The organism is Streptomyces purpureus (assembly GCF_014648195.1).
Classification (GTDB): Bacteria; Actinomycetota; Actinomycetes; order Streptomycetales; family Streptomycetaceae; genus Streptomyces; species Streptomyces purpureus.
This window is the reverse complement of the sequence record NZ_BMQQ01000060.1, coordinates 1-9,383: the sequence shown is the minus strand read 5'-3', so window position 1 is coordinate 9,383 and position 9,383 is coordinate 1. Positions and strand designations below refer to the sequence as shown.

The window sequence follows — 9,383 nt, the reverse complement described above, 5'->3', positions numbered from 1 at the left end:
CCGAGGACGATCACGCCTTCGAAGCCGCCCGTACGCAGCCGTTCGGCCACCGCCAGCGTCGGACCGTTCTGACTGAATGTGGAGGTGAATCCGACCACGTCGGGGGACGAACGCAGAAGTCCCGCCGCCGTCTCCTCCACATGCCGGTCCGCCACCTCCCGTAAGGCGTCTATCAGGGCGATCGTGGCTTCGTCGATCCCTTTGCCGCGCAATTCGGTGAAATAGGCGTCGCGCTGGGCGGAGTTCGCGTCTCGACGGGCGAAGATCCAGTCGCCGACCGAGAGGTGGTAGAGCCCCTCGGACACCGATTCGTAGGCGTCGTCCCATTCCGCGTCGCTCATCGAGAGCGAGGTGCGGGCGAGACCGTAGAAATCGAGATACGCGTAGTGGGACGCGGCCCGCCAGCCCGCCTCCTCGGCGACCGACCGTAAGGTCCCCACCTGGATCGACGGGCGCTTCACGTTGTTCCACGGCATCGACACGAGCGTCACTCGGCCGGTATCGGTCATGGCACCCTCACCAGACGAGCCTCAGGTCGTAGTCGTTGCGCAGGAACGGCGCCGGGGATCCGGCCTGCTCCGGCGGCACGCCGTACCCCGGCAGGAGGTCGTGCCACTCCTCCAGGGCGGTCAGGATCTGCGCGCGGGCGAACGCCGCGCCCAGACACTGGTGCGGGCCGGTGCCGAAGGCGATGTGCGGATTGCGCTCCCGGTCGAAATCGACCCGCTCCGGCTCCGGGAAGACCTCCGGGTCGTGGTTGGCGAGCGCCAGTGGAAGCAGCACCGTCTGCCCCCGCCCCGCGTGCCCACCCGCCCCGTCGTGGACGGCCATCCGCCCCGGATACATGCAGGAGTTGGCCCGGAGGAACTCCTCCACCGCCGCCGGACGGATCTCCCGGGAGGCCAGGAACCGCGCCCGGTCCTCCTCGTCGCGCGCCAGGTGCTGGATGGCGTTGGCCATGTGGTTCACCGTCGAGTCGATGCCCGCCAGGAACAGCACGCACAGCAGCGAGGCCCGGTCGTCGTCGCTCACCGGTGTCCCGTCGATCTCCCAGTCGAAGCTGGCCGTCGTCAGATCGTCGGCGGGCTCGGCGCGGCGCAGCTCGATGTGGCGTCGGGCGAACTTCTCCAGGGCGGGCAGGCCCAGCTCGCCGTAGGCCGCCTCCCGCGGGTCGGGAGCGGACCGCGAGTCGATCATCGCGCGGTTGATGGCGAGGAGCAGGCCGAGCCCGTCCAGCGGCCAGCCGACGGCCGTCATCAGGTTCTCCAGGACGTACGGCCGGGCGAAGTCCTCGTTGAAGGACACCTCGCCCTTGTCGCGGAAGGCCTCGATGCGCCGGCGGGCGTTGCGGCGGATCTCCGGGGTCAGCTCGCGCACCCGCTGCGGGGTGAACCAGGAGGCCAGCCTGCGGCGCCACTGCGTGTGCTGGTCGCCCTCCACGGTCAGCGGGATCCAGCGCTCCTCCTCGGCGCCCTCGGCGGCGCTGACCCGCCCGACCGTGAACGTGTCCTCGTCCTTGAAGGCCTCGCAGATCCCGTCGTAGGTGGTCAGGACCCAGAAGCCGGACCCCCGGCCGCTGTAGAAGGCGCCCTCGCGCGCGTGGGCGGCCGCCACCCGGCGGTACTCGGCGGGGGCGTTGAAGAAGTCGAAGTCCACGGGGCACTGCCCGGCCCCCTGCTGTCCTGGCGCCGGAGTCGGTCCGTTCTCAGCCCGCATGCGCGGCCTCCTTGTCGGGTCGGGCGCCGGTCACCGGCGGATCGAGAGCGCCCCGCGCCCAGGCGGAGGGGTCGAGCCCCGCCGCGCTCAGGCGCAGGCTCCAGAGACGGTCGAGGTCCTCGCCGTCGAGGAAGACCCCGTCGACCAGCACCCCGTCGGGCCGGGCGAGGCCGGTGGGCCCGTCGTCCGGGTGCCGCCGGTAGAACACCAGGTCCGCCCGTCCGGCGGCCGGTTTGTCGTGCCACCCCATGACGTCGTACGCGTCGGCGGTCGCCGCCTTCAGCACGGCGCCGAAGCCGAGCCCGGCCCGGGTGAGTTCCGCGATCTCCTTGTGGAACGACGGCCCGGCGACGACGAACGGGTTGCCGCAGTCCGTGCCCACCAGCAGCCGGGCGCCCTCCTCGGCGAGGGCGCGGGCGATCCGGCCCAGCCGGTCGACCAGCGCGCCGCGCCGCTCCGCATCCGCCGGATCGAGCCGCAGCGCGTCCCGGGCCGCCGCCTGCCAGGCCGGACGCCGGCTCGGCGTCGCCGCCTGAAGGACCGCCCTGGAGGGCCGGGTGAAGCGACGCTCCCCGGTCCGCGCCCGCCACGCCACCAGCGTCGGGCACACGAAATGCCCCGCGGCCTCCGCAAGGCGGTCGCCGTGGTGGTGCCGGAGCGCGTCGGCCAGCGCGTCCCAGCGCTCGGCCGCGGGCAGCCGGAAGACGTTGGGCACGAAGCCGTAGAGGTGCTCCGTCGAACGCATGGTCCGCAGCGCCACATCAAGCCGTACGGCCTGCGGCACATGCCCCACCACGGGGATCCCGGCCCGGTCCGCGTCCCGTACCAGCGCCTCGAACACCGGCCGCTCGACGTCGTCGTAGACCTTTATGCCGTCGAAGCCGAAGCCGAGCACGTCGTCGACGACCTTCGCCACGTCCCGCATCCCGGAGACGATCGTGGCCGCCTGCGGCACATGGGAGCCCGGCCCGTCCACCACCCCGGCGGTCACCCACGGCCGCGGCAGCACCGCGTGCCGGGCCCGGTGCACCCCGGCGGCGAGCAGATGCGCGGGCTCGCCCCACAACTGCCGATAGGCCGTCACCCCGTGGACGAGCAGCCCGACGAGGTCGGACACCGACGAGACATGCGCGTGGGCGTCGACGAAGCCGGGGGTGACGTACCAGTCGTACGGCGCCGGCCGGCCGTCCACCGGCGGTGTCGGGCTCCAGCCCGCGACGACCCCGTCGGCCACCTCCAGATCACGCGGCGGGGCCGTCTCGCCGGTGGCCGCGTCGATCAGCCCGACCGCCTTGAAGACATGCGTACGGGGACGGTCCGCGAGCCGCTCCAGGGCGGCCACCAGCGGATCGCCCTCGGGCAGCAGCCCTCTGCGGTGCCGCCACTGGGCGTCCTCGGTCACCGAGGGACTCACGACCCGGCCTCCTTCCGCGCCAGCCGCCGTCCGACCTCGGCGAGCCGTCCGGCCGCCCGCACCCGGGTCGGGCTGCCGACCAGCCACAGCCGGGCACCCAGCCGCTTCTCCCCGGCGTGGAACGGCGCCAGGTCCGCGTCGCCCTCGGCGGTGATCAGGACCAGCTCCTGGTCGGGGTGGCCGCGCTCGGTCCGCCGGTCCGAGCCGTACAGCAGCCCCCGGGTCGCCGCACCCAGCTCGTCGCGGTCGACCCGGCCGCAGGCCTCGACCATCCACGGCGGGGCGCCCTTGCGCGTGAAGTGGTCCCGCAGATAGCGGTGCCCGTCCGGCCCCTCGACCGCGCGGGCCTCCTCCTCGACCGCGCCCTCGGGGATCTCCACCTCCTCGCCGTGGGCGCAGAACGAGAACGCCCGGGCGACCCGGGGATCGGTCCCGGCGGCGGCCAGCGCGATCCGTCCGCCGAAGTACGTACCGAAGACGCCGTACCGCCGCGCGCCGAACCGGTCGAACACCGCCCGCAGATCCTCCACATAGCGGTCGATGCCATGGCCTTCGGCGCTGCCGACCTTCTCGCTCTCGCCCCGGCCGCGCAGATCGACCGTGATCACATGGGCGTCGACGCCCAGCGCCTCCAGGAAGCCCGACTCGTACCAGATCCGGCGGTCCATGGCCACGCCGTGCACCAGCACGAGCGGCTCGCCGGGGCCGGGGCGGCGCACCCCGCGGATCGCAGTGCCGTCCCGGGAGGTCACCTCGAACGCCTCCGGCCCGCCCGGCCGCCCGCTAGACATGCTCGCCCCTCAGCTCGGCCGCCCGGCCCAACTCGTCCCGCATCGAGTCCCGCACCGCCAGCACCAGCCCCCGCCTGCCTTCCAGATGGATCCAGCCGCGTCCCGCCCAGTCCCGCAGCGTCTCGTGCACCCGCTCCTCCGAGCGGCCCGCCATCTCCCCGGCCTGGGCTACCGCCTGCATCAGCCGCCCGCCGTGCACCAGCGAGCGGAACAGCTGGTCGTCGGCCCCCCGCAGCACATGCCGGCCCGTGCCCACATGAGGGCGGTAGTCGTGCAGGACCGTGATGCCGGGGCCGTAGCGGAAGGAGAAGCGGGACTGTCCGTGCAGCTTCTTCCACAGCCCCACGCGCGCGCCCAGCCTGCGGCGCAGCGTCAGCATCTGCGCCTCGTCGGTCTTCGCGCCGGTCACCTGCTCGTGCTCGAAGGAGTAGGCCAGAGCCGTCCGGTCCAGGCCCGTACCCGCGTGCACGAAGCGGTACTTCTTCTCCGGGCCGCGCAGCTCGATGCCGAAGTCGTCCGGCTTCTCGAAGTACGGGCTGTACCGGTCGACGCGGACCTTGCTCACCGTCGACGGCGGCGCCAGGTGCGTGATGAACGGGATCAGCCGCAGCTGCTCCTCCAGCATCTCGGGCAGCTCGTCCGGCATGGCTGAGAGGAGGTTCCACTGGGCGTCGATGCCCAGCTCCTGGCAGAGTACGAGGAACCGCAGATTGTGGAAGCCGGTCGCGCCCTTGCGCAGCAGCCGCAGCGCGCCGGTGCTCAGGCTCTCGATGCCCGGCTGGACCATCGTGACGCCCGCCGCCCGCATCTCACCCAGCTCCCGGGGGCCGAGATTGGCCTTCACCTCGAAGAACGTGGTGATGTCCACCTCCGCGTCGGCCAGCGCCGACAGGCCGTTGTCGTTCCTGGCGAGGATCGTGTCCACGGCGTACGTGTCGAACACCCCGTGCCGCTCGGTCAGGGTCTTCAGGGTCTCGGTGAGCTGCGCGCCGGGCTTGCTGCGGTAGACCATGCCGCTGCCGTTCTCCCCGCAGAAGGTGCACTGCATCTTCTCGCCCCACCAGCAGCCCCGGGACATCTGGAACGGCAGCGCCACATGCGGGGTGATCAGCCCCGGCCACGGCAGCGCCGCCAGCCGCTGGAAGTACTCGTCGTAGCGGGGCACGGGCGCCGTCTCCGCGGGCCGCACCGCCGGCAGCGAGACCCGCAGGGCGCCCTCGTGGCGCAGGACGAGCCCCGGCGCGGCGGCCAGGTCGGCCACGCTCCGGGCGGCCGCGATCGCCGCCACCGCGCCCTCGCCCTCGCCCTGCACCACCGCGTCGACGAAGGGGTACGCCTCCATCACCGCCTGGCCCATGGGCCGGTCGCAGTTCGCCCCGCCGAGCAGGACGAGCCGCTCCGGGGCCCGGTCCTTGATTGCCCGGGCGACCGCCAGGGCCGGCACCAACTGGCTGAAGGAGGTGGTGAACCCGAAGCATTCGGCGCCGGTGGCGACCAGCCGGTCGGCGAGCAGCCCGGCGAAGCGGGGCGCCACTTCCCGCAGCGCGAGGATCCGCTCCACCAGCTCATCGGCCACCCCGTGCTCCCGCAGGAACGCCGCGTACGCCTCCCGGGCCGGCTCCTCGCCCGGCCCGGTCGCGGCGGCGAGGGTGGAGCCGAAGATCCAGTCGCCGACTCCGAGCCCGTACAGCTCCTCACCGATCGTGTCGTAGACGGTGACGAACTCCTCCGGGTCGCACTCCAGCGCCTCCACGGCGAACTGGAACCAGTCCAGATAGCCGTAGACCGAGCCGATCGGGTCGCCGCGCCCCTCGGTGGCCAGCGCCGCGAGCGTGGCGATCTGGATCGACGGCCGGTAGAGGCTGTTCCACGGCGGCGCCACGAGCACCAGCCTCATGCCCGCTCACTCCCCCTGGACCGCAGCCGCTCGGCGAGGCGCCCCGTCGGCAGCACGGGATAGCCCGCCCGGGCCTTGTCCAGCATCTCCAGGCCCGGGGCGACGACATCGACGACGGTCACCGCGCCGGGCCTGGTCAGCACCCGGTAGTGGACGTCGACGCGGACCGCCCGCAGCCGGTCCACCAGATGCCGCAGCAGATCCTCGGGAGACGCGGCGGCGGACAGCCCGCCGTCAGAGGCGAACGCGACCTGCTCATGAGGGAGTTCATGGATGTCGAACCGGGCCGCGGCGAGGTGGCGGGGATAGCGGGCCAGCGCCGTGCCGATCTGCCGGGCCTCGGTGTCGGCGTCGACCGGCCCGTGCTCGAACATCGTGCGCACCTGGAGGTATTCGAGCAGCGCCCGCTGGAGCGCGTACGTCCGCACGGGCGAGGCGCCGGAGCCGATCAGCCTCACGTCCTCCCGGCTTTCCGCGTCGCACACCACATACGCCGGCACGCCCGTGTCACAGGTGACGTCGACGACGAGGACCGGCGCGTCCCGGACCGCCTCGACCCGCCGGGCCAACTGCCGCAGTTCGGCGGGGAGGGTGGCGGGATCGACCACGCGCAGGGCGGGACCGCCGTCGGCCAGGCCGAAGTAGGACCGGGCGAGCTGGTACGACCAGGCGTCCCGCTCGACGAGTTCGTTGACGGCGTGCACCAGCGCCTCATGGAGGGTGGCCCCGGCCGCGTACCCGGCGCTGGAGGTGTAGTGCCACAGCGTCCGGAAGGAGCCGTCGTCGGCCGGGTGCGGCCAGTTGCGGTAGCCGCCGTCGCGCAGGAACACCGGCTGGCGGTGCGGCGCCGCCCCGTCCGCGGGCTCGGCCAGCGCTTCGGCCACCGGCCGGTACTCGCGGGTGAGGACCGGTGCGTCGGCGGCGATCCCGCCGAGGCGTTGCAGCAGCGCGGAGCGGCGGGCGGTGGGCTGCCGGGCGATCTCCCGGCCGGAGAGGAACACGGTGTCGGAGGCGCGCGGGTCGCGCCGCCAGTCGAGGTGGTAGTGCTCGGCGCTCTCGAACAGCGCGCTGGCCAGGGAGCGGTGGCCCAGTCCCTTGCCGGAGCTGCGCGAACACAGGGCGCCGTCCGCGTCCTTCAGCTGTACCTCGTAGGTGGGCGCGGAGTCGATGCCGTACTTACGGATGTCGGCGGTCAGCCGCTCGGCGGCCAGCCAGTCGCCGACGGCGGCCAGCGCCTTGCCCAGCGGCGTCTCACGCTCGGGCGGGACATCCTCCTTGAGCGTTCCGTCCAGAAGGGCGGCGGTCAGCAGGTCGTTCTCGGCGGGACGAGTCAAGGATCTTCCTCACTTCCCCCGTGTCGAACACGGGTATACCTGCGCGGACAAGGCCCAGCAGCGGCTGCGGATCCGCCACCACCTGCGCGAAGTGGAGACGGGTCCGCGCCAGGTCCGGGCCCGAGAGGTCGAGGGCGCCGGAGTCGGCCCATACCGCGATCCCTCTGGCCTCCAGCTCTTCCAGGGGGGACGGGCGCGGCCCACCGTCGGGTGGCGCGTCGTAGCCGGTCAGGTCGAAGTCCAAGGTGGCGCAGCGGGTCAGCAGCGGCCATCGGTCGAAGCGGCGCATGAAGTGGCGTTCGGCGGGGATGCCGGTCGGGTTGGACCGCCAGAGCGTGACGGCCTGGGCGAGTTCGAGGAGGGCGCGGTCGGTCGCATCGGCCCGGGTGGTGCCGGAGCCGAGGCCGGTGGCGGGCATCCGGCGGCCGCCGCCCCGCGCCACGGCGAGGACGGTCGGCGTGCGGGTGGCACCGTCGATGGGGAGGATCAGCGGCCCGGGACCGGAGTCCCGGCCGTCGTGCGGGGGGCCCGCGAGGGCCCGGAAGAGGAAAACGCCGTAGTTGATCAGCTCGGTGAGTTCGAACAGCGCGCCGCGCAGGGCGGCTTCGGGCGACGGCGCGACGGCCCAGCCGATGGTGCTCGACAGCCGGGCCGTCTGCGCCGTCAGGAGCGCCGACCGCAGTTCCTCGCCGGCGATCCAGGGCGACGACCAGAACAGAGGCACCTGCCGGGGCAGGGCTCCACGGGTCAGCGGCCGGTAGGTACGGGTGAGGCACCCCTCGGGTGCCGTACGCACCCCTGCCGGCCACGGGTTCCGGTCGTCGCCCGTGGTGGTGAGGTGTGTCGTCGGCGGACGGGCGACGGAGGCGAAGGGGGTGCACGCCAGGAGCCGTTCCACGGCTTCGGACAGGGCCTTCTTCCGTGCGACGGCCTCGGTCGTGGCGGTGCCGTAGCCATCGGCGGGCGGCGAGCCCGACGCGGGGTGCACCGTGCACCGCACCGTCACCGTTCGATCCGATCGATACGAGCGGTGGACGACGTCACGCAGTGCGCAGTCCGCCACCGATGCCTCCAGCATGGGCCCTTCTTCCCCTCGGTGCGCCCGTCGCGCCGACTTCACGCCTGGTGCCTGCGCCGGGTCAGGCGTCAGACGGCCGAGTCACCCTCGGACCAGGCACCCCAGGACTCGAGCTCCTCCATTTCGAGGGCGCTCAGCTCGGCGTTGTTGGGGTCGTCGTTGAGGAAGTCCGCCGTCATGCAGTCGAATACGACTACGGGTCCCATTCCAGTGATCCTTTCCGTTTTTGAAGGCTCGGTTCGCCTCTGGCTGTGCCGTTCGGTCGGTGTGTCCACTGGTCTGCGCGGTGCCCGTCCGCGGATGTGAAGCGGCCTCCTTAACGTCGGACGGTGAGCGTGAGTGGTACGGGGGTGCGGGCCCGCCGGGGAGTGCCCTTGGCCGGCGGGGTCCGATAGGCCGAGGGCTGGTCGCGTACCGCGAGTGCGATCACCTTCGTGCCTTCGATGTAGACCCACCGGTTTCGCTGCCAGCTCTGCAGCGTCCGCAGCGCACTGTCCCAGCGCTCCCCCTCCCACCCCTGCCCCTGAAGATCACGGAACCTGGTGCCGCCGATGACCGCCCGGAAGAGCCGTGCGTCGTCGCCGGTCAGGACGGTGTCGCGGGTCGGAAGTCCGGGGCGGTGGTCGTGGAGCGCGACCGAGTCGAAGCCGAGCCGGTAGCTGAACCGGGCCTCGTCGTGATGCGCCCGCCAGAGCCGCACCCGGGCCGCGAGCCGCCGCCGGATCTCGATGTTGCGGCGGTCGTCGGTGAATTCGCCCTCGAAGTGGTACGCGATGTTCCACACGTCCTCGTCCGACAGCTCCGGATAGACGTACTGGTAGCCGGGGAGGGGGCGGGACAGGGACAGGCCGTACGACTCGGGAGACTCCACATAGGGGCTGAAGCGGTCGAACCGGATCAGCGTGATGTGGGGCGGCGTCAGATGGGTGAGCGAGGCGACGAGGTCGAGCTGGGCCGTGATCGACTCGGGTGTTTCCTTCGGATAGCCGGTGAGGATGTTCCAGTCGGCCCGGACTCCGTATTCGGCGCAGCCGAGGAGGAAGCGTACGTTCTGGTAGGCGGTGGCGCCTTTTTTGAGGAGGCGGAGTCCTTCGGTGGAGAGGGATTCGATGCCGGGTTGGACGGAGCGGACTCCGGCGCGGCGCATGCCGCG

General features: G+C 72.5%; 8 protein-coding genes and 1 pseudogene. All 9 read right to left on the bottom strand.

Going from position 1 to position 9,383, the window contains the following annotated elements:
- Positions 1 to 509: pseudogene (locus tag IEZ01_RS34110) on the bottom strand (RiPP maturation radical SAM C-methyltransferase); the annotation flags it as partial.
- Between the two features lie 7 nt (positions 510 to 516).
- Positions 517 to 1,716, bottom strand: a complete 1,200-nt coding sequence (locus IEZ01_RS34105) for a cytochrome P450 (protein WP_229833357.1) — start codon at positions 1,714 to 1,716, stop codon at positions 517 to 519.
- The gene (locus tag IEZ01_RS34100) at positions 1,706 to 3,130 is read right to left on the bottom strand and encodes an amidohydrolase family protein (RefSeq protein WP_189205646.1); all 1,425 of its coding nucleotides are present in this window, start codon (positions 3,128 to 3,130) and stop codon (positions 1,706 to 1,708) included. Before IEZ01_RS34100 ends, IEZ01_RS34105 begins: the two co-directional genes overlap by 11 nt.
- Entirely contained in the window at positions 3,127 to 3,921 is a 795-nt protein-coding gene (locus IEZ01_RS34095; RefSeq protein ID WP_189205644.1) for an alpha/beta fold hydrolase, read from the bottom strand. Before IEZ01_RS34095 ends, IEZ01_RS34100 begins: the two co-directional genes overlap by 4 nt.
- Positions 3,914 to 5,818 (bottom strand): RiPP maturation radical SAM C-methyltransferase, encoded by a 1,905-nt coding sequence (locus IEZ01_RS34090; protein ID WP_189205642.1) that lies wholly within the window; start codon positions 5,816 to 5,818, stop codon positions 3,914 to 3,916. Before IEZ01_RS34090 ends, IEZ01_RS34095 begins: the two co-directional genes overlap by 8 nt.
- On the bottom strand, positions 5,815 to 7,152 hold the full coding sequence (locus IEZ01_RS34085) for a YcaO-like family protein (protein ID WP_189205633.1): 1,338 nt from the start codon (positions 7,150 to 7,152) through the stop codon (positions 5,815 to 5,817). Before IEZ01_RS34085 ends, IEZ01_RS34090 begins: the two co-directional genes overlap by 4 nt.
- Positions 7,070 to 8,230, bottom strand: a complete 1,161-nt coding sequence (locus IEZ01_RS34080; protein WP_189205631.1) for a hypothetical protein — start codon at positions 8,228 to 8,230, stop codon at positions 7,070 to 7,072. Before IEZ01_RS34080 ends, IEZ01_RS34085 begins: the two co-directional genes overlap by 83 nt.
- A 68-nt stretch (positions 8,231 to 8,298) precedes the next feature.
- The gene (gene botA / locus IEZ01_RS34075; protein WP_019887075.1) at positions 8,299 to 8,436 is read right to left on the bottom strand and encodes a bottromycin family RiPP peptide; all 138 of its coding nucleotides are present in this window, start codon (positions 8,434 to 8,436) and stop codon (positions 8,299 to 8,301) included.
- Positions 8,437 to 8,546: 110 nt separating this feature from the next.
- Positions 8,547 to 9,383: RiPP maturation radical SAM C-methyltransferase (locus tag IEZ01_RS34070; RefSeq protein WP_506417171.1), on the bottom strand; the 837-nt coding region annotated here is incomplete at its 5' end.

Excerpts from the sequence above, each read along its gene's own strand:
- IEZ01_RS34105 (WP_229833357.1), bottom strand. The coding sequence starts at position 1,716 with ATGCGGGCTGAGAACGGACCGACTCCGGCGCCAGGACAGCAGGGGGCC.
- IEZ01_RS34095 (WP_189205644.1), bottom strand. The coding sequence starts at position 3,921 with ATGTCTAGCGGGCGGCCGGGCGGGCCGGAGGCGTTCGAGGTGACCTCC.
- IEZ01_RS34090 (WP_189205642.1), bottom strand. The coding sequence starts at position 5,818 with ATGAGGCTGGTGCTCGTGGCGCCGCCGTGGAACAGCCTCTACCGGCCG.
- IEZ01_RS34080 (WP_189205631.1), bottom strand. The coding sequence starts at position 8,230 with ATGCTGGAGGCATCGGTGGCGGACTGCGCACTGCGTGACGTCGTCCAC.
- botA (WP_019887075.1), bottom strand. The coding sequence starts at position 8,436 with ATGGGACCCGTAGTCGTATTCGACTGCATGACGGCGGACTTCCTCAAC.